The sequence below is a fragment of the Psychrobacter sp. T6-6 genome (assembly GCF_052258185.1).
GTDB lineage: Bacteria > Pseudomonadota > Gammaproteobacteria > Pseudomonadales > Moraxellaceae > Psychrobacter.
In genome coordinates this window covers 211,739-237,614 of sequence record NZ_JBQQEX010000001.1, presented here as the reverse complement: position 1 = coordinate 237,614, position 25,876 = coordinate 211,739, and the positions used below count along the sequence as shown (strand labels likewise).

25 protein-coding genes are annotated in these 25,876 nt (G+C 43.7%); 17 read left to right on the top strand and 8 right to left on the bottom strand.

Annotated elements, in window-relative coordinates; all coding sequences use genetic code 11:
• Nucleotides 1-38: 38 nt before the first annotated feature.
• Nucleotides 39-1,070, top strand: a complete 1,032-nt coding sequence (gene dusB, locus ACTXGL_RS00925; RefSeq protein ID WP_443524220.1) for a tRNA dihydrouridine synthase DusB — start codon at nucleotides 39-41, stop codon at nucleotides 1,068-1,070.
• An 87-nt stretch (nucleotides 1,071-1,157) separates the two neighbouring features.
• Here the strand turns inward: dusB and ACTXGL_RS00920 are convergent, their stop codons facing one another.
• Nucleotides 1,158-1,565, bottom strand: coding sequence for a DUF1622 domain-containing protein (locus ACTXGL_RS00920; RefSeq protein ID WP_319050260.1), 408 nt, complete (start codon nucleotides 1,563-1,565; stop codon nucleotides 1,158-1,160).
• 199 nt (nucleotides 1,566-1,764) lie between these two features.
• On the opposite strand from ACTXGL_RS00920, the gene ACTXGL_RS00915 reads away from it, so the two are divergent.
• Nucleotides 1,765-2,652, top strand: a complete 888-nt coding sequence (locus ACTXGL_RS00915) for an SDR family NAD(P)-dependent oxidoreductase (protein WP_319050262.1) — start codon at nucleotides 1,765-1,767, stop codon at nucleotides 2,650-2,652.
• Between the two features lie 301 nt (nucleotides 2,653-2,953).
• On the opposite strand, the gene ACTXGL_RS00910 is transcribed toward ACTXGL_RS00915, so the two are convergent.
• Entirely contained in the window at nucleotides 2,954-3,175 is a 222-nt protein-coding gene (locus tag ACTXGL_RS00910) for a hypothetical protein (protein WP_443524218.1), read from the bottom strand.
• Between the two features lie 465 nt (nucleotides 3,176-3,640).
• Here ACTXGL_RS00910 and ACTXGL_RS00905 point away from each other — a divergent pair, with 465 nt between their 5' ends.
• Nucleotides 3,641-4,495, top strand: coding sequence for a patatin-like phospholipase family protein (locus ACTXGL_RS00905; protein WP_443524217.1), 855 nt, complete (start codon nucleotides 3,641-3,643; stop codon nucleotides 4,493-4,495).
• A 61-nt stretch (nucleotides 4,496-4,556) separates the two neighbouring features.
• On the opposite strand, the gene ACTXGL_RS00900 is transcribed toward ACTXGL_RS00905, so the two are convergent.
• The 3 genes from ACTXGL_RS00900 to lipB all read right to left on the bottom strand — a co-directional run bounded on the left by ACTXGL_RS00900 (nucleotide 4,557) and on the right by lipB (nucleotide 6,750).
• Complete coding sequence (locus ACTXGL_RS00900; protein ID WP_443524216.1) at nucleotides 4,557-5,024, bottom strand: hypothetical protein; 468 nt, start codon at nucleotides 5,022-5,024, stop codon at nucleotides 4,557-4,559.
• Nucleotides 5,025-5,192: 168 nt separating this feature from the next.
• Nucleotides 5,193-5,723 carry an inorganic diphosphatase gene (locus ACTXGL_RS00895; protein ID WP_443524214.1) on the bottom strand — a complete coding sequence of 177 codons (531 nt, stop codon included), beginning with the start codon at nucleotides 5,721-5,723 and terminating at the stop codon, nucleotides 5,193-5,195.
• Nucleotides 5,724-5,919: 196 nt separating this feature from the next.
• On the bottom strand, nucleotides 5,920-6,750 hold the full coding sequence (gene lipB / locus ACTXGL_RS00890; RefSeq protein ID WP_443524212.1) for a lipoyl(octanoyl) transferase LipB: 831 nt from the start codon (nucleotides 6,748-6,750) through the stop codon (nucleotides 5,920-5,922).
• A gap of 488 nt (nucleotides 6,751-7,238) precedes the next feature.
• Here lipB and ACTXGL_RS00885 point away from each other — a divergent pair, with 488 nt between their 5' ends.
• From ACTXGL_RS00885 to pncB, 4 genes are all read left to right on the top strand, one after another.
• Complete coding sequence (locus tag ACTXGL_RS00885; protein ID WP_443524211.1) at nucleotides 7,239-8,723, top strand: coniferyl aldehyde dehydrogenase; 1,485 nt, start codon at nucleotides 7,239-7,241, stop codon at nucleotides 8,721-8,723.
• 478 nt (nucleotides 8,724-9,201) lie between these two features.
• Nucleotides 9,202-11,130, top strand: a complete 1,929-nt coding sequence (locus ACTXGL_RS00880) for a glycine betaine ABC transporter substrate-binding protein (protein ID WP_443524209.1) — start codon at nucleotides 9,202-9,204, stop codon at nucleotides 11,128-11,130.
• A 63-nt stretch (nucleotides 11,131-11,193) separates the two neighbouring features.
• Entirely contained in the window at nucleotides 11,194-12,114 is a 921-nt protein-coding gene (locus tag ACTXGL_RS00875; protein WP_443524829.1) for an ATP-binding cassette domain-containing protein, read from the top strand.
• Between the two features lie 372 nt (nucleotides 12,115-12,486).
• Nucleotides 12,487-13,713 carry a nicotinate phosphoribosyltransferase gene (gene pncB, locus ACTXGL_RS00870; protein ID WP_443524207.1) on the top strand — a complete coding sequence of 409 codons (1,227 nt, stop codon included), beginning with the start codon at nucleotides 12,487-12,489 and terminating at the stop codon, nucleotides 13,711-13,713.
• A gap of 21 nt (nucleotides 13,714-13,734) precedes the next feature.
• On the opposite strand, the gene xseB is transcribed toward pncB, so the two are convergent.
• From xseB to ACTXGL_RS00855, 3 genes are all read right to left on the bottom strand, one after another.
• Complete coding sequence (gene xseB / locus ACTXGL_RS00865) at nucleotides 13,735-13,995, bottom strand: exodeoxyribonuclease VII small subunit (protein ID WP_443524205.1); 261 nt, start codon at nucleotides 13,993-13,995, stop codon at nucleotides 13,735-13,737.
• A gap of 58 nt (nucleotides 13,996-14,053) precedes the next feature.
• Nucleotides 14,054-15,586 carry an exodeoxyribonuclease VII large subunit gene (gene xseA, locus ACTXGL_RS00860; protein WP_443524204.1) on the bottom strand — a complete coding sequence of 511 codons (1,533 nt, stop codon included), beginning with the start codon at nucleotides 15,584-15,586 and terminating at the stop codon, nucleotides 14,054-14,056.
• A gap of 238 nt (nucleotides 15,587-15,824) precedes the next feature.
• Nucleotides 15,825-16,193: a hypothetical protein gene (locus tag ACTXGL_RS00855; protein WP_319050271.1), complete on the bottom strand. Its 369-nt coding sequence runs from the start codon at nucleotides 16,191-16,193 to the stop codon at nucleotides 15,825-15,827.
• A 303-nt stretch (nucleotides 16,194-16,496) separates the two neighbouring features.
• Here ACTXGL_RS00855 and ACTXGL_RS00850 point away from each other — a divergent pair, with 303 nt between their 5' ends.
• From ACTXGL_RS00850 to ACTXGL_RS00805, 10 genes are all read left to right on the top strand, one after another.
• Entirely contained in the window at nucleotides 16,497-17,156 is a 660-nt protein-coding gene (locus tag ACTXGL_RS00850) for an alpha/beta hydrolase (protein ID WP_443524202.1), read from the top strand.
• Between the two features lie 211 nt (nucleotides 17,157-17,367).
• The gene (gene zapE / locus ACTXGL_RS00845; RefSeq protein ID WP_443524201.1) at nucleotides 17,368-18,468 is read left to right on the top strand and encodes a cell division protein ZapE; all 1,101 of its coding nucleotides are present in this window, start codon (nucleotides 17,368-17,370) and stop codon (nucleotides 18,466-18,468) included.
• A gap of 226 nt (nucleotides 18,469-18,694) precedes the next feature.
• Entirely contained in the window at nucleotides 18,695-19,279 is a 585-nt protein-coding gene (locus ACTXGL_RS00840; RefSeq protein ID WP_443524827.1) for a nitroreductase family protein, read from the top strand.
• Nucleotides 19,280-19,402: 123 nt separating this feature from the next.
• The gene (locus tag ACTXGL_RS00835) at nucleotides 19,403-20,689 is read left to right on the top strand and encodes an NAD(P)H-dependent glycerol-3-phosphate dehydrogenase (protein ID WP_443524199.1); all 1,287 of its coding nucleotides are present in this window, start codon (nucleotides 19,403-19,405) and stop codon (nucleotides 20,687-20,689) included.
• Nucleotides 20,690-20,755: 66 nt separating this feature from the next.
• Nucleotides 20,756-21,214 carry a SixA phosphatase family protein gene (locus ACTXGL_RS00830; protein ID WP_443524197.1) on the top strand — a complete coding sequence of 153 codons (459 nt, stop codon included), beginning with the start codon at nucleotides 20,756-20,758 and terminating at the stop codon, nucleotides 21,212-21,214.
• Nucleotides 21,215-21,316: 102 nt separating this feature from the next.
• The gene (gspL, locus tag ACTXGL_RS00825; protein ID WP_443524195.1) at nucleotides 21,317-22,639 is read left to right on the top strand and encodes a type II secretion system protein GspL; all 1,323 of its coding nucleotides are present in this window, start codon (nucleotides 21,317-21,319) and stop codon (nucleotides 22,637-22,639) included.
• A gap of 32 nt (nucleotides 22,640-22,671) precedes the next feature.
• Nucleotides 22,672-23,241 (top strand): type II secretion system protein GspM, encoded by a 570-nt coding sequence (gene gspM, locus ACTXGL_RS00820; protein ID WP_443524194.1) that lies wholly within the window; start codon nucleotides 22,672-22,674, stop codon nucleotides 23,239-23,241.
• Nucleotides 23,242-23,464: 223 nt separating this feature from the next.
• Nucleotides 23,465-23,878 (top strand): DUF4870 family protein, encoded by a 414-nt coding sequence (locus ACTXGL_RS00815; protein WP_443524192.1) that lies wholly within the window; start codon nucleotides 23,465-23,467, stop codon nucleotides 23,876-23,878.
• 237 nt (nucleotides 23,879-24,115) lie between these two features.
• A complete protein-coding gene (locus ACTXGL_RS00810; protein WP_443524190.1) occupies nucleotides 24,116-25,150 on the top strand; it encodes a quinone-dependent dihydroorotate dehydrogenase in 1,035 nt (344 codons plus the stop codon).
• Nucleotides 25,151-25,180: 30 nt separating this feature from the next.
• On the top strand, nucleotides 25,181-25,678 hold the full coding sequence (locus ACTXGL_RS00805; RefSeq protein ID WP_319050280.1) for a CvpA family protein: 498 nt from the start codon (nucleotides 25,181-25,183) through the stop codon (nucleotides 25,676-25,678).
• The last annotated feature ends 198 nt before the right edge of the window (nucleotides 25,679-25,876 follow it).

Here is a 25,876-nt window from a genome sequence, read left to right as displayed (position 1 = left end):
TAACGGCTTGTTTTCCTTACAAATCAAGCCGTTTTTTTATGTCTATTGATTCTTCAGTTTTATCCTCATCCGACTCAGTGTCTGACCATCCGTTATTGCAGCCATTGAACATCGGTGGTCTGACGATCGACAACCGTCTGATGGTCGCTCCGATGGCAGGGGTGACGGACAATCCTTTTCGCCGTTTGTGCAAATCATTCGGTGCAGGTCATGCGGTCAGTGAGATGATCATCGCAGATACGGCACTTTATGCACGTAAAAAATCACTATATCGTGCCAATTTCAATAATGAGATTGCCCCTATCTCTGCACAGATAGCAGGTGCGGAGCCTGACAAATTGGCTGAAGCGGCTCGTTATCAAATCGATAACGGTGCGCAGATCATCGATATCAATATGGGCTGTCCTGCCAAAAAAGTCTGCCGTAGGCTGGCAGGTTCAGCGCTGCTACAAGATGAGGATTTGGTCGCGCGCCTATTAGACGCAGCGGTTAATGCAGTTGATGCGCCAGTTACGCTAAAGACACGCTTGGGTTATGAGAATGGTCGCGAGAATATTTTGCGAGTAGCGAAGCGAGCTGAGCAAGCAGGTATTGCGGCGATTGCCATTCATGGGCGCACGCGTGAGGATATGTATACGGGTGAAGCGCGTTATGAGCTCATACGAGAAGTCAAAGACAGCATCAGTATTCCGGTTATCGCTAATGGCGATATCGATAGCGCGCAAAAAGCCCAGCATGTCTATGAGATGACGGGCTGTGATGCGGTGATGATTGGTCGTGCGGCGCAAGGGCAGCCATGGATATTTCGTGATATTGAGCATTTCTTGCGTACGGGCGAGCGTCTGGATGCCCCAAGTATCAGTGAGATAAAAGAGATTGTACTGGCGCATCTACAAGAGCTCTATGACTTTTATGGTGAGTACTCTGGCTGCCGTATAGCCCGTAAGCATATCGCTTGGTATACGACAGGTATTCCGAACTCTAACGCCTTTCGGCAAGCAATGTATGGCGAAGAGAGCACCGCTGGACAATTTCGAGTGGTTGAGACTTTTTTGCAAGCGCATGAGTAGTAGAAGACAATGATGCTATTATGCTCATCTAGTATCTATCATCACACTTGTATAGCAGATACTGCATACGCGTATCTTTGTCGTTTCCTATGCTCTATTGATAGGTGTCGTATTATTAGTAGGGGTAGTGGCGAGATTTTCTTTCGGCAGCGGTTTTTCTTTTTGCCAAGGGAACCGACCCTCTAGCTCTACCTGTAGTGATAAGCTCAAAAACGTTCTAATAAGTACGATAATACCCAATACTATTACGCTACGTAACGATGGCTCTGTGACCACAGTGGCGACGATATCAGCAGCGATCAGTACCTCTAGCCCTAATAGGATAGATTTACCAACAGTCTGCCTGATATCGACATATGTATTATGGTTGAAGCCTCCTGGCAGTCGAAATGCCCTATAAAACGCAAAAAATATGCCAAAAAACATTATAAGAACCCCAATGACTTCGACTATTTTGGCAATTAGATCGATATAGTGGGTTAACGTTTCTATCAAAATATATCCTCCTCAAACTCAATTAGTACATAGCAGAATATTAAATCTTACCGCTATTGTATGATTATATACCACTGCATACCTGCACAATCATCGTACTAACGGACAGTTACTGGTGTTTTGTTCACTTTATACGATATTTTTTTGCTATGCTATAAACGAATATTTATTGGCATAGGACAGACAAAAAGGACTTTTTATGGCTAATCCCTCGAAAAAAGCAATAACCAAAGCAGTGAAAGGTAAGAATATTATCATTACAGGCGCGTCAAGCGGTATTGGCGAGCGTACCGCTTTTTTATTAAGTGAGTGCGGTGCCCACGTTATTTTGCTTGCACGTACTGAAGACAAGCTTAGAACAGTAAAAGAAAATATTGAAATACTTGGTGGTAGAGCCAGTTATTATCCATGTGACCTCACCAACATGGATGAGATCGAAAAAACCAGCGAAAAAATTCTGACTGATTTTAAACATGTCGATGTACTCATAAACAATGCTGGTCGTTCGATTCGTCGTTCGGTGCATGAGTCTGTCAACCGTTTTCATGACTTTGAACGTACGATGGAGATTAACTATTTCGGTGCCGTCAAGATTATTCTTGGGTTTTTGCCCACGATGATTGGTCGCCGTACTGGACAGATTGTCAATATATCGTCAATTGGTGTATTGGCAAATAGTCCTCGATTTTCTGCATATGTGGCATCAAAATCTGCATTGGATGCCTTTAGTCGTTGCCTAGCAGCAGAAGTGAAAGGGGATAACATTAAAGTCACCAATATCTTTATGCCATTGGTACGTACGCCTATGATTGCCCCAACCAAGCTGTATCGTTATATGCCTGCGCTTATGCCAGACGAAGCTGCATTGATGGTAGCAAGAGCTATTGTTGATAAGCCAAACAGTATCGCTAGTAATATGGGTAAATTTGCATCAGCGACCTATTCGTTGGTACCAGCATTCAACGTCGGTATTCAGTCGATTGGTTATCGTATCTTCCCAAGCTCTACTGCAGCACAGACCAAAGACAGCAAGCCAAACCTTGCTCAACGCGCTTTTGCTAAGATTTTGCCTGGTGAATATCACTAGAGTAGAAACTTTTTGAGTTTTTAAGCAAATAAAAAAAGGATACGATGGTATCCTTTTTTATGCTTCTGACTTTTTGAGTGATCTAATGATTAGCTTGTTTGATTATTCAGTTGCCGTGAGAGAGATATTTAGATGATATTTTGATTTGCTTTTGATTTCAAGAATATTTATTTGAGAGTGATCAGAGACTATCAATGGCTATCTATAAAAAATTCGAGGGTCAGCAAAGGAGTCCGTAATTTACAGACGGTTTTTAGGTTATGAGTTATAAAATGGTGTCTACAGTCAGTTTACTTAACACCTATTTGACTTGCTGGAACCATGCATCGTTGATCGCCGTTTCGTTCGAGTTAAAATGGACACAAATCCTTTCGTTGCATTTTTTGGCATACCAGTATTCGTCGAGCCCTATTTTTATTTCAAATAAATCCTTGGTCACGACATCGCCAACCGTATATATAGATCCTTCTTCAAAAAAAGGATTGCCAATGATGCATATAAGTTTGTCACCAGAAACTATCACAAGTGTATCTCCCCAAAATCAAAACAACATAGAATATATATTATTTATGAACAAATGCCAATTATAAAGACGGTATTTTTTTGTATTTTTGGCTTATATCGTCGATTATCCGATAAACGGTAAAAAAAAGTCCATTTTATGACTGTTTGTTTGTATTAGGATTATTTTTGTAAAGTTGGTATTTGTTACTAAGAGTATTGATTGAGCAAACTAATATCTATCTGTTTGGGTTTGTCATTTATGCTCAGATAATTTAAATAAGTGATAGCAGACTCCTGTACCTAGATACCTATAGCGTTCAGTTATTCATATCAGTCAGAATGTACCCATGACTATTTACTACAAAGTCTCTTATGGCGATAATAATGACTTGATAGCCCGACCATAAACCCCAAATTATTTGTATATATTTTCTCACCTAGTGTGCTGGTAAGTGTGCGCTGCGTGAGTTATCAGAGGTTTTTAATGATCAAACAACATCGGCAGGCATTAGTCGTTGAAGGCGGCGGAATGCGCGGCGCATTTACCAGTGGCGTTTTAGATGCTTTTTTACAGCAACAGTTCAATCCTTTTGACCTTTGTGTGGGCGTTTCCTCAGGTTCAACCAACGTCGCTAACTATTTGGCTGCACAAGAAGGTCGTACCTTGCACATTTACTTAGATCACTCTCTTCGATCTGAATTTATCCGTTATGGTCGTTTTTTTAGAGGCGGTGACTTATTAGATTTGAAGTGGATGTGGGACGTTGTCGAACAGGAATACCCGCTAAATCAGGAACAATTATTTGCCAATCATGCTGAATTTTATATGGTATTGACGCATGCTATTTCAGGAGAGGCAACCTATATCAAAGCTTGCAGAAAAAATATTCTGGAGGGATTAAGAGCATCAAGCTCTATCCCGGTGCTGACCAGACAAGCCGTTGAGATATTTGGTGAGCCTTATTTTGATGGTGGTGTGGCTGACGCTTTACCCGTACATTGGGCTGCCAATCAGGATCGCGTCGCTAAGATGATGGTTGTACGTACTCGCCCCAAAAACTACTATAAAGCGAGTCTCAAAGGCGATAAGTTACTGGCAAAATACTACGCTAAGCAGCGCCAAGGTTTTGCTCAAAGCTTATTGACACGAACCCAACGCTATAATGATGCCGTGCAATTTTTGCATACATCGCCAGCACAGACGCTTTTAGAGATTTGTCCACCTGACTTAAAAAATATGGCGAGCCGGTTGTCTAAAAACAAAGCTAAAATCCGCTATAGCTATGATGTCGGGTTGGATGCTGGGCACCAAGCGATTGAAGAGTGGTACAAGCTTTAGTTCCAAGGATGGTATAGAAAACATGAAGCCCGTTAAGTTAAGCGCTTGTTCAATATAGTTTTTAACCAAAAACCCGCCATAATATCCAAAACACACCCAGCATTATGATAGCGATAACGAGCACGCGTTTTAGCCAGTAGGGGAGTAACGGTTTTTTGTAACCCAAATCATTCAATTGACTGTCTACACCCGCTTGCAGACTTTTAAATCCTTGTTCTGATTTAGTAGATTTGACCCGATTTTTTACTAGCGGTCCAGAGTCCTCTTCAATGTCTTGTTCTCTATCGAAGCTAATAGCTTGATTGGGGATGCCTTGTTTGTTGGCAATGGTGCTTAGCTTTTGCTGTTGCTCTATTTTTAGCTTGGTCTCATAAGCATCAATCCGTACCTTTGCCTCGTCCATACTGATGTTTTCATCAGCTGCCAATGTTTTGATCGCCATGACCAAGTTATTTTTTTCGATCATTGTAATGATTGCTTTGGGCAGCTTTGTATTGACGGGCTTTGTGATAGGGTCGGGATTAAACATGGTTGTCCTTAGTGTCAAATAGATGCCACATAGAGTAGGCGGGTATCGTCGGTTTATTATAACCATGTTACACAAACAATATTCAAGCAAAAAAATACCGCCATCACATTATGATTGCGGTATTTTATTATTTATCTTGTGTCAGCATTGATGCCAATTTTTGATAAATTAGAGATCTTTCCAGCGTTGAATGGCTTCATGGATGACTTTTTTGGCCTCGCTGACATCGCCCCATGATTCGACCACAGTGGTTCCTGGTTTTTTCAGGTCTTTATAGTGGTTGAAATGATACTCTAGCTGATTGATGATTTGTTTTGGTAGGTCATCCAAGCTGTTGTAGGCGTTGCTATTGTTGCGATCATCGGCAGGAACAACAACAATCTTGTCATCAACTTCGCCATCATCAACAAATTTCATCACACCAATTACTTTGGCTTTTAAGAAAACACCTGTGGTCAATGGCTCTTCCGTTAGAATCAACAAGTCCAGTTCATCGCCATCTTCGTCAAGGGTTTGCGGGATAAAACCGTAGTTGCAAGGCTTTGCAAAAATTCGTGGATCAACACGATCAAGCTCAAATACCGCTAATTCGCGGTTCCATTCGATTTTGTGGTTGCTACCAGTTGGAATCTCAACAACGGCGTTAATAATGCCGCCGTCTACATCGCCTGCGTCCAAGATTTTATTAAAATCTGCCATAAAATACTCCATTTTCTTTTGTTTTAGAAGTTTGAATAAGGGGTTGAGCTTGCAGTGCCACAACATTATATTGGGGCATCCGATTTATGCTGCATGCGATTATAGCAAGTTTGAATCAAGTTTTCTCACAATGCGTAAGTCTAAGCGTGCAAGACATTATGCAAAAAAAGATTATGCAAAAATGGACTCAAAGCACTTATTTAGGTGCAATCGCTCGTAATTTAATCAAACCAGCATGGCGTTTTGCAATATTGTCGATGAGTTTTTGAGTAACGACGTCATAGCTCAGTGCCTCACTTGTTTGTTGAGCCGTTCGGTTTTGTGTCTCTTTTTGCATATCTACAAAATCCGATAGGCGTAGCATTTGCATACCTGCATACCCGCATGGGTTGATCGCATTAAATGCTGACAAATCGCAATTGAGGTTAATCGCAATACCGTGATAGCTAAAGCCATGCTTAATCTTGAAACCTAATGAGGCTATTTTGCCCAGCATAATTTTGTGATCAAGAGGTGTGTCATCAAACGAGGTGCTGTTGGTTGATGTATCGGTAGGGTCAGCGTAAAGATAAACACCAGGGGCATCACGTCGGGCATGAGCGCTGATGTGGTCATCACTAGATGATGCTGAGCTATGCAAACAGTCGTTGACGACATCTTCGATCGCCTGCTCTGCATGAGAGACCAGATGACGTACGCTCCATTTGAGACTATCCAAGTCAAACAACCAGTAAATCACTAATTGTCCATGACCGTGCCATGTCACCTGACCACCGCGATCGGTCTTTATAATGGGCGTATCGGTACGCTGTAATATGTGCTCTTCTTTACCAGCTTGTCCGAGTGTATAGACGTCGTTATGATCTACGATCCACAACTCATCAGGGGTACGCTGTTCTTGTTGTTTTTTTAAATCGATACGAGCAAGTGTGCGTGATAGCATCGCATCAAGCGTAGAGACGTAGTCGGCTGCTGATAGAGATTTACTGATCAGTGTGTCATTGAGTTGTTGCGTGTCGTTTGGCATGGGAGTGTCTTATTATTGTCTGATGAAAAGGGGCACAACGGTTTGGCGTAAAGGTATGGTGTATAAATAGGCAGTGTAGCAGTTTTGGCAACTGTCGCTCAAAATTATATGCTATCACGCTGCCTACAAAGGTGGTCGACGCTCATAAAAAAAGCAGTGCGAGAAGGCGCTAAAAATATTTGTATATCATTGCGTTAAAGGTCAAAAAACAGTATTGATACAAACCCTGTAGTCAATCAAAGATGCTGTTCATTGCGCAGTCGATGCGCTACATTAAAGTAGCACAAATGGAACTTGATAGAATCTACAGTCAAAGCAGTATAGTAAACAGCAGGACATTCAAAAGTAAGATAGTCAATAGACCTGAATACAAAATAAAAAGGTCTGCCTAGTAAGACCGTACCTATAACCCAATATAGCGCCGTGACTGCATTATAATATATGAACATAAATGATATGAGCATAAACGACTACGACAAGGAAGAAAAATGACAGATAACAATAAACACACCCCTGAGCAGACATCAGCTGATGCCCGAACTGTGCTACAGCGTATGCCCGAAGCACTGAGCACTGCTACTACTATCGATGAGATGAAAGCACAGTTTTCACGCTTGCAGATGTTGAGTCGTACGCAGCCAATCAATGACTGGAGAGAGCGTGAGACTCATCTGGATAATTTAGAAGTGATGCTGAGTGATAATCAAGAGAGCTTTGCAAAGGCGATCAGTGCTGACTTTGGTTATCGCAGCCAATCAGAGACCCAGTTTGCCGAGTTGTTCCCGAGCTTTACGGGTATTAGTCATGCCAAAAAACACGGCAAAAAATGGATGAAGACGCATCGCGCGCCTATCTCAGCCCTATATATGCCAGCACACAATGAGATCCAGCCGCAGCCGTTGGGTGTGATTGGTATTATGGTGCCTTGGAACTATCCACTATACCTAGCCATTGGCCCAATGATCGATGCGCTCACTGCGGGCAACAGAATCATGGTCAAGATGAGCGAAGCGGCGCCGCAGTTCGCTCAGGCGTTCGCGGATGCTATTGCTCGTTACTTTTCACCAGATATGATCTGTGTGGTACTGGGTGAGGTTGATATTGCTGCAGCCTTCAGCGAGTTGCCATTTGATCATCTGCTCTATACAGGATCGACTGCTGTAGGCAAAAAGGTAATGGCTGCTGCTGCACCTAACTTAACGCCAGTGACGCTTGAGCTCGGTGGCAAATCCCCAGTGATTGTATTAGATGATGCCAACTTAGAGTCTGTGGTCAATCGCGTGATGATGGGCAAAACATTAAATGCTGGTCAGACATGTATTGCCCCAGATTACGTGTTGATTCCGCGTCAACATCATGACCAGTTCATCCATTTGGCAAAAGAGTGGATGGCCAAACACTATCCTAATATCGAAGAAAACCCGGACTATTCGCGTATCATCAATGGCGAGCAGTTCAAACGGGTCAAAGGCTATCTAGATGCGCTAACTGGTGATGAGGTGCATGCCCTTACCACTGCTGAGCCTGATATAGAAACACGCTTAATGCCGCCAGTCATCGTGAGTGAGCCTGCACCTGATAGCGATATCATGCAGAACGAAATATTTGCCCCAATTTTACCATTGGTGCATTACGAAACCCTTGATGATGCGATTTATTTTGTCAACTCACGTCCACGGCCATTGGCGTTGTATGTCTTTAGTGATAACTACAGTAGTGTGGAGAATGTGCGTAATAATACAGTCTCTGGTGGTCTATGTATTAATGAGGTGATTATTCATGTTGCCCAGCATGACTTACCGTTTGGCGGGGTTGGTGACTCTGGTACAGGCGCATACCATGGCAAAGCTGGTTTTGAGCGTTTGAGCCATATGAAGCCTGTCTTTGTACAAACCAAGCTTAATGGTCTCAATTTCTTGCTGCCGCCTTATGGTGGACTGTTTAAAAAGGCGATGGCGCTGTTTTTAAAATGATAGCTTCTAAAATGATAGTTTGTGAAATAACAAATTTTTAAATAATCTTTTCTAGAGGATTGGTTTTTAAAAGAAATACCTTTGAAATACTCGTTCCACAATAGACTTTTCAAAGATAGCTCAGTTACAGGCGATTTTATAACTCACATTTTACAACTTACAGTACCTATTTAGATAGGTGCTGTTTTTTTTATTCAAAAATTAATTAACGCAATCAGAAAAAGAGTGTTTAGTACCAGAATGTCTATCTTTGTGGTATCAAAATCAATCGTCACAACCATGATATCTATCGATAAATAAGCATTTGTCATCACTCACATAAATCGATACACTTTGTAGTAAGTCTAAACAACAGTAGATAATATTTGCATGATTCATAGACGTCATTACTTGATATGTCATTACAAAATGTCATCACAGGGCTTTGCTGATTTGATGCTTATTTCATGCTAATAAAAAACAAAAAATAGGACAAAGCATGCGCCAATGGATTGCATTAAGCTTACTGTGTATAAGCGCGCTGTTGCTACCCGTATCGGCATCCGCAGCTTGTGAGTCACCGATCAAATTTGGAGCACTCACTTGGGAGAGCGGTCAATTTATCTCTGGTGTGCTCAAATACATCGCAGAAGATGGGTACGGCTGTACGGTCGAGGAAGTGCCAGGCGCAGGACCTGCGTTAGAGACTGCATTGTCGCAGAACGATATCCAAATCATCGGTGAGCAATGGATTGGCCGCTCACCAATTATGGAAGACGCCATTGCACAAAACAAAGTCACTGTCATTGGTGATACGCTAAAAGGCGGTGCGACCCAAGGCTGGTACGTCCCAAAATACGTCTTAGAAGAAAACCCAGGGCTGCGCAGTTATCAAGATCTACCTAAATATGCTGACCTATTTACAGACCCTGAAGACCCCAACAAGTCGCGATTTATGAACTGTCCCTCCGGTTGGACATGCGAGATATTCAATACACGATTGCTAAAAAACATCGGTCTAGACAGTATTTTTAACAATGCTCATCCTGGTACTGGCGCAGCGCTTGATGCCGAAATCGCCTCCGCTTTTGAGCAGCACAAGCCGCTATTATTCTATTATTGGCAGCCCACGGGTCTCATGGCAAAGTATGACTTTGCTGCTTTGGAGTTTCCTGCTCACAAAGATGCCTGCTGGCAAGATCTATTGCTTGCTGACGGTACGTCTGACTGTGTATCAGGCTTTCCTGTATCGCCGTTAGGCATCGCAGTATCTACGCCATTTATCGAATCTAACCCTGAGCTGGCAGAGGTGTTCGATCAGGTGCAGTTTACGCCTGATGAGCTCAATGGTGCGATCTTAGAGATGAGTGAAACCAAGCGTAGTGGGGATGAGCAGGCGTTGGTGTTTTTACGGGATAACCCAGACGTTTGGCGTGAGTGGTTGTCTGAAGAGGCCAGTACCAACCTTGCCTCAAACTTAGGTATCGGCTTAGATGGTGCTATTACTGAGAGTACTGCTACCGCTAGCATCGATGGGTCAGCCCAAGCATCAATATTCCCTTCATGGTCACTTGAGACGCCGCTCAATAACGCTTTGGCAAGTGTGGTTCAAAATTATGGAGACGTATTTCGCACCATTAGCACAGCCGCGCTTACGTATTTACTTTTACCTATCGAGCGATTGCTGACCATCATTCCGCCTTGGCTGATTATCGCTTTGGTGGCTGTGCTAGCATGGTTTGGTGTTCGCAAGATTTGGTTTGCGTTGGCATGCGGCGCGGGGCTGTTTTTGATTGGTGCCTTTGGATTATGGGGCGCATTAATTGATACCTTGGCGTTACTTATCGTATCAGTATTGGTCACCGTAGTGATCGGTATTCCTATCGGTATTGCGATGTCAGGCAGTAAGTTACTGCGTAAGATTGTGACGCCAGTACTCGATGTGATGCAGACCATGCCAAGCTTTGTGTACTTGATTCCAGTGCTGATGCTATTTGGCATTGGTAAAGTGCCTGCATTGTTTGCAACGGTTATCTATGCACTGCCACCACTGATTCGTCTGACGACACTAGGGATTACTCAAGTTAATCACGAAATGGTCGAAGCAGGTCGCTCTTTTGGTAGTACGCATTTGCAGCTACTTATTTGGATCAAACTGCCACAGGCGTTGCCTAGTATCATGGCAGGTATCAACCAAGCGGTGATGATGTCGCTTGCGATGGTGGTACTGGCGTCGATGATTGGTGCACCAGGGCTTGGCGAGGATGTATTGCAATCTATTCAAACCCTCAATATCGGGCAAGGACTACAAGCAGGAACAGCTATCGTTATCGTTGCCATTATCATTGACCGTATTACTCAAGCGTTTGGTCAAGGCAAGCGTGCACGCCAAAAAACGATTAAGGCAGGTAGGCGTCCCATTGGATAGTTGTTTATCCAATCGTTAGTGACTAAAGCAATAATAAAAAATCAGGCAATAGTGAGAGCAATGATGAATCATATCCAATTAAAAAATATCAGCAAAATTTATAATGCCAATAGCACAAAAGCACAATCTGCATTGGCATTACTGGCTGAGGGTATGGACAGTACTGCTGTCAAAGAACAAACTGGCTACTCGGTGGGTCTCTACGATATTAATTTGAATATCAAAGCAGGCGAGCTACATTGCATCATGGGACTATCAGGTTCTGGTAAGTCTACGTTGATACGTCATCTTAATCGCTTGATCGATCCTACCAGTGGTGAGATATGGGTGGATACTGCGCTGAATGCAGATCGTATTACTCAGTCAGTGACAAATACTAAAAGCCGTGTAGGAAGAATAGAAACGCTCGACCCAGCAGCAGAGGAACTCTCAGGAACTGCCACCAATATTTTGTCGCTTAATGATAAGCAATTGCAGCACTATCGGCAGCAGACGGTTAGTATGGTATTTCAGCATTTTGGTTTGGTGCCGCACATGACAGTGATGCAAAATGTCGCTTATGGGCTACGTGTCCGCAAAATGAGTGTGAATGAACGCAATGAGAGTGCACGGCACTGGCTAAATGAAGTGGGACTTACCAATGTAGAGCACAGTTACCCAGACGAGCTGTCAGGCGGTATGCAGCAGCGTGTCGGGCTGGCTCGAGCATTAGCAACCGACAATCCGATTTTGTTGATGGATGAGGCATTCTCTGCGCTTGATCCACTTATTCGCGCCCAACTGCAAGATCAGCTGCTTGCACTACAAGACAGACTCAACAAAACCATTGTTTTTATCACTCATGATATTGATGAAGCCATCAAAGTCGGTCAGCGCATCAGTATTTTAAATGGTGGACGATTGATACAGACTGGCACCTCAAGTGAGTTACAGCATAATCCTGTTGATGACTATGTCGAGCAGTTCATGAGTGCAAAAGCTTGATAGATCCCAATACTTAATAAGACGTGATAAATACTAAGAAAACTCTGATCTAAAATAAATAAAAAACGCTAAACTAAGCCTTAGCGTTTTCTATGTTATATGCCAAATATGCCGGCTCACTAACTTGAAGGTTGTACTAATTTTGCTGCAATTTATAGTGAACTCTGAAATAAACACCAAACTTCGTTATACTTAATGGCTTTTTGATAACACGCGCTTTATAAAGTTTTGTCGTTTATTATTTAGATACTATGTATAGTTCAAATACAGCCTATATCTTAAATACAGTTTATATCTCAAATACAATGTTGCAATGTCGCTTGGTCTATTCAGTGACGCTTGTTTCTCATTTTGCACTTCTAAGGCCATAGCATGACTGCTACCTATACCCCGATCATTACCTCACTGCTTGATAATGACTTATACAAATTTACCATGCTGCAAGCCATGCTGCATCAGTTCCCTCAGACACATGGTGTTTATCGTTTTCGCTGCCGCAATAATAAAGACACGGCCTATCCATTGGCTGATGTCCAAAAAGACTTAGAGCAGCAACTAGACAGCTTATGTGAGCTGCGTTTTTTGCCAGATGAGTTGGATTACCTGCGCAGTTTGCGTTTTATGCGTTCAGACTTCGTCGATTATCTTGAATTATTTAAGCTAAAGCGCCGTTTTATTACGGTCAGTACCGATGAAAAAGGGCGCTTATCTATCGATATCGAAGGACCGATGATTCAAGCGATGTTCTTTGAAGTATTTGTGCTCGCTATCGTCAATGAGCTATATTTTAATGCACTATCGAATGATAGCGTGATTGAAGAAGGACAGCGTCGCCTCGATGAAAAGGTCACACTACTGCACCAATATGCGGTAGAGCAAGCAAACAATGGTGTCGATACACCGCCATTTATCGTTGCTGATTTTGGCACGCGTCGACGTTTTAGTAAACGCTGGCAAGCGCATGTGGTAAAGACGTTATATAACGCTGAACCAAAGATCGTGAGCGGTACCTCTAATGTATATTTGGCAAAGCAGCTTGGAATGACGCCAATAGGGACGATGGCACATGAGTTTATGCAGGCATTTCAGGCATTGGATGTGCGTCTGCGTGACTCACAAAAGGCCGCACTTGAAGCATGGGTGCATGAATACCGTGGCGACTTAGGCATTGCCTTAACCGACGTGGTCGGAATGGATGCATTCTTGCGTGATTTTGATTTGTATTTTGCCAAGCTGTTTGATGGGTTACGCCATGATAGCGGCGACCCCTATATTTGGGGTGATAAGGCAGTTGCCCATTATGAAAAGCTAAAAATAGACCCAAAGACCAAGATTTTGACCTTTAGTGACGGGCTGGATTTAGAAAAAGCGTGGGAGCTGCATCAATACTTTAAAGGTCGTATCAGAACCAGCTTTGGCATTGGTACTAACTTGACCAATGATATGGGGATTACACCGATCAATATCGTACTTAAATTAGTGGAGTGCAATGGTCAGCCAGTAGCCAAGCTATCTGATAGCCCAGGCAAGACCATGATCAATAACGACACGTATCTTGCCTATCTTCGTCAAGTATTTGAGGTGGATGAACCAGAGTAAGCCAGAAAAACATTCTGTTGTCTAACTATCAGACTGATTATGCTTGGAGTCGCTAGTAGGGTTTTCTTCAGCAAAGGCGGCATCCAATGCTTGTTGAACCGCATTGATGCGAGTCTCGCACACGCGATAAGCGGCGATAGACTCTTCAACGGTGGTCATCAGGTTGTCAATGTCAGGCTCGTCTTGTTGCTGTAGTTCGGCTGCATTGGTTTTCAAAATATCGTAGGCCGCCTTAAAAGTTTTTGGGGCGGCTTTTTTGCGTCTGCGAGTAGGGGTGGTCATAAAATTTCCTAATGTTTAAAGGTAAGTAGACGAGTGTTCTTTAGATATTATTATTTTGTTAAGTTAAAGTGCCTGAGGTTTCTGTTACCTCTTTATCCATAGTTAAATCTATAATCTGTGCTGTTGCGCTACCATCTTTTAGAATGATATTGACCGTTTGCTCAGGATACAGTTGGGCGCTGCTGGTGAGTGTTTGTTTGCCTTTTTTATCCATAAGCATGGTATAGCCTTGCTTGAGCACGCGAGAGGGTCGATGTAATAGTACAATGTCTCGCAGATGTTCACTATCACGCTTCGCTTGTATCACTTGTTGTTGCGCGTTTTGCATAATGAACTCTTGGTAATTTTTACTACGAGTAGCGACCTTTGTGAGCTGCTGATGCGCTAAGTTTTGTGTCTGTATGTACCGCTCAGCCGTCAATCTAGCGGCTTGCTTTACTTGGCGCTGGGCACTTTGTTGAATACTACGCCATGTGTAATCACTGTCTTTTTGTAGAGCGGTGAGCTGTCCGATAGTTTGCGATTGTATTTGGCTCAACTGGCGCGTGGTTTGTTGCTCGGCAGTATTCAATTGGCGCTGAGCGGCTTGCTTAATTTGCGCTTGATATTGTAGCGTCTGAGAGACGAGCTGTGCTAAATGGTTATGGATAGCAGCAATGACTTTGGAAGGCGTATCGAAGCTTGTGTGCGCAACTTCATCTAAAATCACGCGGTCTCGCTCATGACCGATACCGACCCAGACAGGAATAGGTAGCTCAGCAACCAACGCTGCCAGCTCATAATCATTCAGATAAGCCAAATCACCAACTGCACCGCCGCCACGAATAATGACTAACAAGTCTGGTAGGTGCTGGTAAGTATCATAAAACGCCTGTTGGGCGCTAACAATCGCTTGTCGTATCTCGGCGGGCGCGTGATTGCCCTGAAAGGTCGCATGATGATAGTGGAACTGGCAAGCGCCTGTATTCGCTAAGCGATTTGCATCGGCTTGAAAGTCGCCCAATCCAGCAGCCTTTTCGGGTGCGATGACCAGTACATGTTCGATATCAAAAGGAGTCGGAAGCTGTTGGTTAAGATGCAGTAGGCCTTCGCCTGTCAAGCGATCAACCATCTCTGCATATTGCCGTGCTAAGTCACCTAGCGTATAGCTAGGATCAATATCTTCAATGGTGATAGAAAAGCCATATTGGGCATGGAAACCTGCCGATACTTTGAGTAGGACAGTCAAGTCACGCTCAAGGGGCATGCCTGTTGCGCGCTCAAACTTAGCCAACACACGAGACGCTTTAAAACGCCAAAGATTACCGCGGCAACTGGCAATTACTTTGCCATCATCGTCTTTTTCTGCCAACTCAAAGTAATAGTGACCGCCCTTACTTGATAAATTGCGGATTTCCGCCTTGACCCAGACACGGTGATCAAAGGTTTGCTTGATGACCATTTCAACCGCCGATAAATAGTCGCTCAGGCGTAGGACGGTATCTTCTAAATGGTCTTCTTGCTCAGCGAGTTCTGCTTCCAATGTTGCCAAATCTTTAGCAGGCGCTAATACTTTGGCGGGTTTGATATTTGAAAGATTGGGTTTGCGCATGATATGAGACCGAAGATGATTGAAATACAAAGACTGATGAGGTAGTGACAAGTAGAATATGAACAGTTTAACCCAAAAGGGCGTGTACAAAAAGCGAAGCCAATACGCTTTGAGCGATATATTATCGACATCGAAGCTTGTTGGCTATTTGATTGGCATCAGATTGTCTGTGATATCAGCAGATGACTCGTAAATTTACCATCCGTAAGGTGGCTATCGTATAAAGTAGGTTGTTGGCTTATTGGCAACGAAAACTAATAGTATATTCATAGTCATCATCACGCGACAAGTTAGGTGTGCCTGTACCAAAGATAGAGCCAACGACTGCACCCATTTGTCCAACCATGCGACCAGTACGCTCATTCAAGATACCGTTATATTGCACGCTATCTTCTACGATAATCACTTGCTTGCTACGACAGGTTTTTTGCGCACTATCTATGGCATTCTGTTGCGCCTTTACTTTAGTATCGCTAATACCAGTAGTCTCATAAATGGAATTGGCACGTTGAATCACAGGCGATGATGGTGTGCTTTGACACGCACTCAATGTCAGTATAGCCGCGAAACACGCACCTAGACTGGCGGTTTTATTAAAAGTATTCATAAATGATTCCTGAGGTTACAAAAAAAACATCATGATTATAAGTAAAGCTTTATGAATGTAACCTAACGATATATTAAATGTCTAGACGCTTATGGTGTGTTGTATTGCAGCGATATTGCGAAAAGACACTGCCATAAGTGCGTTTAGTGAAATGAGTGAGGTCTAAAGCCTAAATCCCAAGGCTAAAAATAACTTTCATTCGTTTAAAACAAAACAAGACACGACCATACACAGCAAATCACTTGAAATATAAATCATATCTAGCATAATTGAGCCATTCATTTTTTATTAAAAAGTAATACTATGCAATTGATTCCTGCTCCTGCTGGTGTGCTCGAGGTCGACGCACTATGGCAACAAGACAATCCGAATGACCCAAACACCGATACCGTGGCGCTACTGTGTCATCCTAATCCCCTGTTTGACGGTACGATGAATAACAAAGTAGTCACGACTATGTATCGCTTTGCTCGTGATAATGGCATGCATGTGGTGCGCTTCAACTTCCGCGGGGTAGGTCAATCGACAGGTGAGCACGATTACGCGGAAGGTGAAGTCGTCGATGCAATGACCGTGCTACAATGGATCGCCGAGCAAACCAATGCCCGCAAACTATGGCTTGGTGGTTTTTCTTTTGGTGGATATGTTACAGCCCGCGTGGCTGAGCAAGTGCTTGAAGCCCCGCATATATGGGGAGTGGGTGATTTTGAAGTTTCAAAAATTGCCCTTATTGCACCATCAGTCGAAAAAAACGACAGTAGTGACATTGATCTACCCGCTGACAAAACCTTTGAGATTTATGGCAATGCTGATGAAGTGATTGAACCTGACAATATGCAAGCATTTGCAGATCGTCTAGGGCTTGAGGTTAGCGTCGTCGATGGTGCTGGACACTTTTTCCATGGACGCTTGTCAGAGCTCAAAAAGCTATTAGAAGCCCATAGCTTTGGGCATGACGGCTAGCTTTGGCTTTATAATTTTTATTTAAAGGTCATTATTTCACAGCTTTGTCTTTGAAGAGGCTTCTTGTAGTACATCTCACAGCCAATGTTTTTGAATGAAGTACCTTGATATGAAATGTGTTGACGGGTAGTGTTTCTTGTCAGATGCTTGGCTATCCCACTGTTTTGTTATTTAATTTTGATATTTATTGAATCCAACGATGAGTCGTATTATGAGTTTATCTCCATTGCAACGTTACGAGAAAGCCGTCAGTACAGATGAGTTTACCCGTGATGAGCAGCAGTTTCAGGCCATGAGTTCCCTTGATGAGATATACCATCAGCTCATCAATAGTGCGCCGCAAAAGAAAGGTTTTTTTGGGTTTTTGAAGTCTAAGCCTGTTGTACCAACTGGGTTATATATGTGGGGCGGTGTGGGACGCGGTAAAACGTGGATGATGGACATGTTCTATGATTCATTGACCATTGAGCGCAAAATGCGCCTGCATTTTCATCATTTTATGCAGCGCGTTCATCAAGAGTTGAATAAACTCCAAGGTGAAAGCAATCCACTCGAAAAGGTCGCCGATATTATTTATGAAGAAGCGGTCATTATCTGTTTCGATGAGTTTTTTGTGTCTAACGTCTCCGATGCTATGATTTTAGGTGATTTGTTCACTATGCTGTTTAATCGCGGCATTACCTTGGTCGCCACATCAAACATTGAACCCGCTGGACTATACAAAGATGGCCTGCACCGTGACCGTTTTTTGCCAGCCATTGCAGAAGTTGAAAGCCATACAAAAGTGATGAATATTGACTCTGGTATTGATTACCGTCTGCGAGTGCTTCAGCAAGCGGAGCTATATGAGTCGCCAATGACCAAGGCCAACCATCACTGGTTAGCCAACCGTTTTGCCAGTCTGTCTGATAACCAAAAAATCAGTAATGATCCTATTACTATTAATGGTCGCGAAGTAAAAGTCAATGCGCGTACTGACGATATTCTATTTTGTGATTTCCGCCATCTGTGCATGGCACCGCGCTCAGCATCTGATTTTATTGAGCTTGCCAAACAGTTCAGTACGGTATTGGTCGACTCAGTTCCTGCCTTGGATGATGATCTGCGTGATCCAACGCGCCGCTTTATCTACCTTGTTGACGAGTTTTACGACCGCCGTGTAAAACTATTGGTACGGGCAGAACAATCGATTTTGGACTTATATCAGGGAGAAAAGCTGGCGTTTGAGATTGAGCGTACTCGCTCGCGCTTGCTTGAGATGCAATCAGAAGACTACCTACGTATGGAGCACCGTGTCGAGGATGCCGCGTAGTTCTCCTTAAAGCTGTATTGCTGATGCTCTATGCTCATTGCTTCTAAAAGTACTGTTAAAGATTTATTCTTTAGAACTGCTGAGTAATAAGAATTAGGCAGTCAGTGATAAATATTACAAACAATCAGTAAAAATAGATAATAATAAATAAGGATAAAAAATGACTACGACAAATGAAGAAGCTCTAGACAATAAGCTGTCCGTGAAAAATGTATCAGGAAGCGATATGTCATCTACCAGTGATGAGTTAATAGGTTGGATTAATTCAAGACGCAGTATGGGCAATCTAGATACACCAGCACCGACGCGTGACCAGATTGAGTCTGCTATTGAGTGCGCAGCAACAGCACCAGATCACAAAAAATTGCGCCCATGGCGATTTATTGTGACGCAAGGTGACGCGCGACATGAGCTTGGCAATGCTCTGGTTGAAGCCGTCAAAGCAAAGGCATTACAAGATGGTGAAGAGGTATCTGAGAAGACCATCAAAAAAACCCACACTATGCCACTTCGTGCACCAGTGATTATAACTGTGGTTACTCAAATGCAAGCGCATAAAAAAGTCCCACCATTTGAGCAAATGCTTAGTGCTGGCGCTGCGGTGCAAAACCTTATATTGGCGCTAAAAGCCCAAGGGTTTAGTACGGTGTGGCGTACTGGACTACTATGTAACGAGCCGGCAGTAAAAGCCTATTTTGGCGTAGGGCCAGATGATTATGTGACCGCTTTTGTTTATACTGGCACAAGCCCCAAAGATGAGTCTGCCCGCAAACCTATCGATATCGAACCGTTAGTACGCTTCGAGTCATGATTTGACCCTATAGGATTTCTTGGTAATAGTATTGCCAAAATAGACAGTCAACCTGTGTATCTAAGATATCAGGGGTAAGATAGATTCTATTGATAATAAGTCAGTCAACACGGATAAAAGAACATGACAAGCCCTAACAATAGCAACAAAGACAATAGCAGCGCTAATGATGAGACGAGCAACAATACGTCTGACAAACAAAACGGTATGCTGGCAGGTATCTTAGAGCGTGCAAGTAAGTCAGGCATCGGTCGTAAGAAATCAATACCGAGTCCAGTGGCGTCTGCAGTTGCAAAGGATATGGCAGATATTCATAGTAATCCTACCAAGCTGCGTTTGGCATTTTTGGGTGGTGGTAGCTTTGGTACGGCAATGGCAAATTTGGCCGCACGTAATGGCTGTGATACCACGCTATGGGTACGTAATAAACGTACTGTCAAAGCGATGGCAAAAACCCAGACCAACAAAAAATATTTACCGGGCTACAAGCTTGATGATCGTCTAAAATACAGTCATGATTTGGCGACAAGCGTTAAAGACAAAGATATCATCTTTATTGCTGTACCGGGCTTGGCTTTTCGCGAGACCCTCAAGAGTATCGCGCCATTTATCAGTGGACAGTCTATTGTCTCATTGACAAAAGGCATGGAGAAAGACACTTTTGCCATGATGAGCGACATCATCAAAGAAGTGCTGCCTGAGGTAAACTTTGGTGTTATGTCAGGGCCAAATCTGGCTATCGAAATTATGAAAAACATGCCATCTGCTACAGTCATAGCAAGTGAGTCGGAACCATTACGCCATGCCGTACAAGCTGCGCTGCATAGTGCGTTTTTTAGAGTGTTTGCTAGCGATGATATACGCGGCGTTGAGCTTGGAGGCGCACTCAAAAATATCTACGCCATTGCTATGGGTATGGCAGCTGCCTATGAAGTAGGTGAGAATACCAAGGCAATGATACTGACCCGTGCGCTGGCAGAAATGAGTCGTTTCGGTGTCGAAGAAGGGGCAAATCCACTCACCTTCTTAGGTCTGTCGGGAGTGGGGGATTTATACGCTACTTGCAGCTCAGAATTGAGCCGCAACTACCGTATCGGCAATATGCTCGGTCGTGGCATGAGTATCGACGCCGCTGTCAAAAAGCTCGGTCAAACTGCTGAAGGGGTTAATACGATTCAGCAGGTTCACGAAAAAGCCACTAAAGCGGGCATTTATATGCCCATTACCCATGCACTCTATGCCGTGATTTATGAAGATAAGGCAGCACTAGGCGTGGCACTACATTTGATGGAAGCAGGATTCCGTAGTGATGTTGAGTTTGTGATGGCTCATGACCATAGCAATGCCGCGCTGACCGCTCATATGAAAAACAGTGCTACAGACAATGCCAATGATGCTGATAGTAAGTAAGGCCTATCATTTAGGCAAAGTACTATTAGGCAAAATACACTGCCGCCACATGCACCAAGGAAGGTTATGAAAATTATATTAGTACGTCATGGTCAAGCAGAAGATGAGACGCGTCCAGATAGTGCGCGCCAGTTGACGGATTTTGGTCAGCAGCAAGCAGTGCAAACGGCGGAGTACGTGACCACTCATTATAGCCCAGATTATTTCATAGTTAGCCCTTATGAGCGGGCGCAACAGACACTGTCTGCATTTCAGTTGCGAGCGCCAAAAACACCATCATCTATCCAATCCAACATTACGCCTTCTGATAATGCTCGTCAGGCGCTAATAGATATCGCTAATATTGAAGCGGAGTGTCTGGTAGTGGTTTGCCATATGTCGATTGTTGCTTATATAGCGGGGCTGCTTACCGGTGAGTCTCCTGAATCATTCTCTTTGGCAGAAGCTAGAGTGTTTGAGATGGAGTTTGTGATGACAGGTATGGCAACAGAAGTGGATCGGTTTGTGCCTGATCAGCCATACTAAAAAATTTGGACATTTGGACATTTGAACATTTAGCAGATGCCTTTGGGGTTCTGCCTCATGAACGTATGGTTACAATTGCATCAATAATTGAGGACACGTTTAGTGTTACACGTTTGGTTACGAGCGCAGCATAGTCCGTTAGCTGTCTGGCATGAAGAGGTACAGCAGTGGCAATTGGTTGACAGCTGGCAGCAGCTGCAAACTGTCTATAGCCATTATAAATCCAATAGCCAAAAGTCACTTTGCCTATATTTTCCCTCGAGCTATGCACTGCAGGTAGATACCGAGCTTAGTGCTACTCAGCTCAAGCAGCTAGGCAACAGCGGTAAGCAGTATCTGTTTGAAGAGACCTCGCTCACACCTGTTGAGCAATTGGCTATTCGCCAGTTAGGTCATGCTGATACTACGCAGCTGTACGCACTGGCGCAAAGCGATATTGAGTCCTGGCAGCAAAGTGCTCAGCTTATTGGCATGAATATTGTTGCCTTACTTCCTGATTTTTTATTGTTGCTGCCACCAGAGGAGGGAGCAGGTCAGCAAGTGACACTGTACCAAGATGGGCAGACGATGCTATTGCGTCAGTCAGTGCGCCAAGGTATGGCTGTCAGCTATTTACCGCTGATATTGGAGCGTTTGCCGCACTTAAGTGAAGTGATGATGCTATCGTCTATTGAGGCTTCGAGTCTCGTAGACAACCAGTCGATAGATGATAGTCTAAACGCGGCTATAGAGTCTAACGAGACTGCTGTTACGGGTACACAAGATACCCAGACGATGTCAGCGACAACCAGCGCCATCGCACAAACAACAGCGCTTATCGCTGATGCTCAACTGCTATTGACGACGCTACCGAGTATACCTAAACCCATTGACGGTCCTGAACGTCATGCTCTTAACTTTTTTATTAAATCAACTGACTCGCAGCTATCACCTTATCTGCGAGTGGCAATGATGGTTGCGCTCGCGGCCTTGGTGCTACAGATGGCAACCGATGGCGTACAGTGGTACAAGTACAACGAGGCCACTGCTGCAACCAAGACCGAAATCGCGACGCAGTATCAATCTTGGTTCGCTGATGAGCCACTCAGTACACGTACCAAACTCCAAGTACAACTGCAACCCAAGCTGATGAGCGATAGCCAAGCACCTGAGTCGCATATAGCCGCACTATCAAAGATATCACCTTTGATCAAACAGTCCTCGCTACGTGCGCAATCATTAGTCATGCAACCATCAGCACTCAGTTTTACGCTCATTGCACCTGATCGCGGCAGTCTAGATCAGTTTACGAGCACACTGGTTGCACAGGGATTGAGTGCTAAGCTTGCACAAGTGAATAGTAATGAGCAAGGCCAGTTCAGTGGTCAGATTACTGTAAATGTAGTGGAAGGGAGTGGTGCAACAGACAATGTGGCAGCGTCATAACTCATCTAGGTATCGGTAATAAAGGTTAAAATATGAAACGATTACAGCGCCGTACCAAACGTAGTGCAGCTGCCTCTACACCCAATACTACAACGCATGCACTCTCAGCTCAGATTGGCACTTATCAAAACATGCTGGCAACGCGCTGGCAAGCTCTACCACCACGTGACCAGCTGGCATTAGCTGTATTGTCCGTGTTTCTGCTGTTATTTATCGGTGGCTATGGCGGTTATAGTATTCATCAAGCCGCAAAAGCCAGCAAAAGTAACTATCAAGAGCAAGTATCTGATTATTTTTGGTTGCGTGCGCAAGCAGGTAATATTGATAATAATGCATTGAATATTAATAATACTACTAACGGCGTGGCTGACATGCCGCCTGCCAATCGCATCAGTGCGCTACTCAATAATTCAGGTATTACGGACGCTCAAGTCGTTGCTGCTGGTGACTCGGTGCAGTTGAGGTTTGTTCATCCTAGTCAAGCTGTTGTTAGTACTGCACTTGGTAAGCTTAAGCAGCAAGGTTGGCAGTTCATGCAATTATCGATGCAGCAGAACCTAGCGGACAAATCTATTGAAGTGCAAGCCACTGTCACTTCATAATATGATGTGCCAAACATAATACATCAGTCTAGATGAGCGATAGCCAGTGCTTAAGACGGCTTGCTGGGTCCAACATCTTAGATTAGGTGCCATTTTAGATTGAATGTCATTGAAATGCCTTTTACTGGCACCATTAACTATTTATTAGCCACTGCTAACCAAAAAAAATAGGTATCGCAAAAGAATATCTAGATAGCCAACTCAGTAAGGAAGATTGCCTACGATGAGTGACAGTATGAGCAAAGACAAGCACCGTTCTTTGGTGACTTACAACCACATTACTTATTTCTTATATGTGATCAGTTACTTTACTGCTGGTTTATTATGGATTGTGCCGATTGTGATGAACTATGCCAAGCGCCATGATGCGAATGGGTCATGGCTAGCCACGCATTTTGATTGGCAAATCAAAACCTTCTGGTACAGTATTGTCTGGTTTGTCATTGGTGTTATCATCATCACCTTTGCACTGGGTGGCTTTGGTGTCAGTGTGTTGGCTGATAGTGGTAATATCGCTATTGGTTCCATATTATTGGCTGGATTTGGCCTATTGATTATGACCTTTACCTTTATCTGGCATCTATATCGTATCGTTCGTGGTTGGATTGCTCTGACTGATGGTCGCCCAGTACCTTAGTGCTTTAATATGCCGCAAAATGTATGGTTTGAGTGTTTTTTGATGTTGATCCACTGAACAGGCAGTGACTTATTATCGTCATTTACTGAATGCTTAGGAGTACTAAGAGTTACTTTGGGGTGGAAATTTACCGTATGAAACTTTGCCCTTGTTTCTGTTAAGCTGATATAATCGCTGCGCTTGATTTTATTCATATTCTTTATTCACTATTGCTTTTGAGCAGGGTCTGTCGTCATTATGTCTTATGCCTTACTTCGTCCTTTTTTGTTTAATATGGATCCTGAGCACGCCCATGAGATGACTTTGTCTTTATTGGACAAGGCACATAAGGCGCGCGTCTTAGGTCTGGCATATGGTCAGTCGATGCAGCCCACAGACTGTATGGGATTGCAATTCTCTAATCCAGTTGGCCTTGCCGCAGGTCTGGACAAAAATGGTGACTATATTGATGCCTTAGCTGAGCTTGGATTTGGCTTTATAGAAGTAGGTACCGTCACACCAAGACCACAAGTGGGTAATGATAAACCCAGACTGTTTCGAATCAAACAAGCAGACGCTATTATCAACCGTATGGGTTTTAATAATGAAGGCGTCGACTATCTGATTGATAACGTCAAACGCTGCAAGTACAAGGGTAATATCGGTATCAATATTGGCAAGAATGCTGATACGCCAGTAGAGCAAGCAGCAGATGATTATGTCTATTGTCTAGAGCGTGTTTATCCTCATGCGTCATATATCACGGTCAATATCTCATCGCCAAATACCAAGAACTTACGTGATTTGCAAAGTGGAGAAGCGTTGACCCAGCTGATGGATACGATTAAGAACCGTCACAGTCAGTTAGCCACTGAATATGGTTTTTATGTGCCATTAGTATTGAAGGTTGCCCCTGATCTAGAGCCTCTGCAAGTCGACTATATCTCACAGCAATTGTTAGATTTTGAAATCGATGGTTTGATCGCGACCAATACGACATTGAGCCGCGTAGGCGTCGAAGACTTGCGTGATGGCGATCAAATGGGCGGTCTTTCAGGTCGACCAGTCAGCCATATTAGTACTCAGATTTTGCAGCAGTTCTCCGATCAGCTGGATGGTAAAGTGGCTTTGATCGGTGTCGGCGGTATCGATAGTGGCGCCAAAGCCGTCAAAAAAATCGAAGCGGGTGCAGACATGGTGCAGCTCTATACCGGACTGATCTATAGAGGCCCTGGACTGGTACAGTCGTGTATTCAAGCAATCGGTGGGTATTATGATGCCATGGAAAGCTAATCACATGAAGCAGGTAGTGAGGCGCAAAATATGAGCGGTCTAGATATTGTAATTGCTATCGTGGTATTGATTGGCTTATGGCGTGGGTTCCAAGTCGGACTGATCAAAACAGCAGTAGGCTTGGTAGGTTGGTTCATTGCGCTTATTGCCGCAACTCGCCTAGCAGGCGTAGTATCGCCTCAGCTGTCTGGTATTGTACAAAGCCCTGTGTTACAAATGGCGTTGGCTTTTTTGTTGGTAGTGATTGCGATATTGGCTATCATGCACTTGGTGGCTTTTGTGTTTTCAGGCGTACTCAAAACCCTACGCTTAGGTGTGGTCGATAAAATGGCTGGCGGGGTACTTGGTGCTGCCAAAAATGTCTTGATGGTATTGGTCATTTTGAGTGTCAGTGCACCTCTATTGGTGCAGATGCCGCAATGGCAGACCTCAGTACTTGCCCCTGAACTCATGCCCTATGCACCCATGGGCAAAGCCTTGGTTTCAGATGTGTTAGGCATGGCTTGGGATCAAGTCAATCAATCGTAATTTTCTAAAGTTTTCATTCTTTTTATACTTCTAAATGTTTGTGCGTGTCGCGGATCATCAAAAACAAGTTATCAGAAACTATCGTTAAGTGTCTTACAAAATCATCAGGTTAGCGGCGAACGACAGTGAGTGATTTTAGCAACATGCTGTCGTTGCATTTGCCGTTATTGTCGTACTAATGTGTGGGTCAAAATAGGA

Bases quoted from the DNA above. Each gene is read 5' to 3' on its own strand.
- ACTXGL_RS00815 (WP_443524192.1), top strand. From the start codon at position 23,465: ATGAGTGACAGTATGAGCAAAGACAAGCACCGTTCTTTGGTGACTTAC.
- lipB (WP_443524212.1), bottom strand. From the start codon at position 6,750: ATGCCAAACGACACGCAACAACTCAATGACACACTGATCAGTAAATCT.
- ACTXGL_RS00805 (WP_319050280.1), top strand. From the start codon at position 25,181: ATGAGCGGTCTAGATATTGTAATTGCTATCGTGGTATTGATTGGCTTA.
- ACTXGL_RS00880 (WP_443524209.1), top strand. From the start codon at position 9,202: ATGCGCCAATGGATTGCATTAAGCTTACTGTGTATAAGCGCGCTGTTG.
- ACTXGL_RS00905 (WP_443524217.1), top strand. From the start codon at position 3,641: ATGATCAAACAACATCGGCAGGCATTAGTCGTTGAAGGCGGCGGAATG.
- ACTXGL_RS00830 (WP_443524197.1), top strand. From the start codon at position 20,756: ATGAAAATTATATTAGTACGTCATGGTCAAGCAGAAGATGAGACGCGT.
- ACTXGL_RS00895 (WP_443524214.1), bottom strand. From the start codon at position 5,723: ATGGCAGATTTTAATAAAATCTTGGACGCAGGCGATGTAGACGGCGGC.
- ACTXGL_RS00885 (WP_443524211.1), top strand. From the start codon at position 7,239: ATGACAGATAACAATAAACACACCCCTGAGCAGACATCAGCTGATGCC.
- ACTXGL_RS00810 (WP_443524190.1), top strand. From the start codon at position 24,116: ATGTCTTATGCCTTACTTCGTCCTTTTTTGTTTAATATGGATCCTGAG.
- pncB (WP_443524207.1), top strand. From the start codon at position 12,487: ATGACTGCTACCTATACCCCGATCATTACCTCACTGCTTGATAATGAC.
- xseB (WP_443524205.1), bottom strand. From the start codon at position 13,995: ATGACCACCCCTACTCGCAGACGCAAAAAAGCCGCCCCAAAAACTTTT.
- ACTXGL_RS00915 (WP_319050262.1), top strand. From the start codon at position 1,765: ATGGCTAATCCCTCGAAAAAAGCAATAACCAAAGCAGTGAAAGGTAAG.
- xseA (WP_443524204.1), bottom strand. From the start codon at position 15,586: ATGCGCAAACCCAATCTTTCAAATATCAAACCCGCCAAAGTATTAGCG.
- dusB (WP_443524220.1), top strand. From the start codon at position 39: ATGTCTATTGATTCTTCAGTTTTATCCTCATCCGACTCAGTGTCTGAC.
- ACTXGL_RS00835 (WP_443524199.1), top strand. From the start codon at position 19,403: ATGACAAGCCCTAACAATAGCAACAAAGACAATAGCAGCGCTAATGAT.
- ACTXGL_RS00840 (WP_443524827.1), top strand. From the start codon at position 18,695: ATGTCATCTACCAGTGATGAGTTAATAGGTTGGATTAATTCAAGACGC.
- ACTXGL_RS00855 (WP_319050271.1), bottom strand. From the start codon at position 16,193: ATGAATACTTTTAATAAAACCGCCAGTCTAGGTGCGTGTTTCGCGGCT.
- ACTXGL_RS00875 (WP_443524829.1), top strand. From the start codon at position 11,194: ATGAATCATATCCAATTAAAAAATATCAGCAAAATTTATAATGCCAAT.
- ACTXGL_RS00850 (WP_443524202.1), top strand. From the start codon at position 16,497: ATGCAATTGATTCCTGCTCCTGCTGGTGTGCTCGAGGTCGACGCACTA.
- zapE (WP_443524201.1), top strand. From the start codon at position 17,368: ATGAGTTTATCTCCATTGCAACGTTACGAGAAAGCCGTCAGTACAGAT.
- ACTXGL_RS00900 (WP_443524216.1), bottom strand. From the start codon at position 5,024: ATGTTTAATCCCGACCCTATCACAAAGCCCGTCAATACAAAGCTGCCC.
- gspM (WP_443524194.1), top strand. From the start codon at position 22,672: ATGAAACGATTACAGCGCCGTACCAAACGTAGTGCAGCTGCCTCTACA.